This is a genomic window from Cupriavidus sp. 05T313, from assembly GCF_056396665.1.
Window position 1 is genome coordinate 1 of record NZ_JBFTLX010000630.1, and the last position, 451, is coordinate 451.

1 protein-coding gene is annotated in these 451 nt (G+C 69.6%); it reads left to right on the plus strand.

Annotated elements, in window-relative coordinates; all coding sequences use genetic code 11:
* A partial coding sequence (locus tag AC1DKD_RS42095; RefSeq protein ID WP_477144849.1) for an E3 binding domain-containing protein occupies positions 1-451 on the plus strand: 451 nt, incomplete at both ends.

The window sequence follows — 451 nt, forward strand, 5'->3', positions numbered from 1 at the left end:
GCGCCGGCCCCCGTGGCCGCGCCCGCCGCCGCGCCGGTCGCCGGCGTGACCGGCGCCGCCGCCCACGCCAGCCCCTCGGTGCGCAAGTTCGCGCGCGAGCTTGGCGTGGACGTTTCGCGCGTGCCGGGCACCGGACCCAAGGGCCGCATCACCCAGGACGACGTGCAGGGTTACGTCAAGGGCGTGATGACCGGGCTGACCGCGGCTCCGGCACAAGCCGCTGCCGCGCCGGCCGGTGGCGGTGGCGAGCTGAACCTGCTGCCGTGGCCGAAGGTGGATTTCACCCGCTTCGGCGACGTGGAAAGCAAGCCGCTGTCGCGCATCAAGAAGCTCTCCGGTGCGAACCTGCATCGAAACTGGGTGATGATTCCGCACGTCACCAATCACGACGAAGCCGATATCACCGACCTCGAAGCCTTCCGCGTGCAGCTCAACAAGGAATACGAGAAGC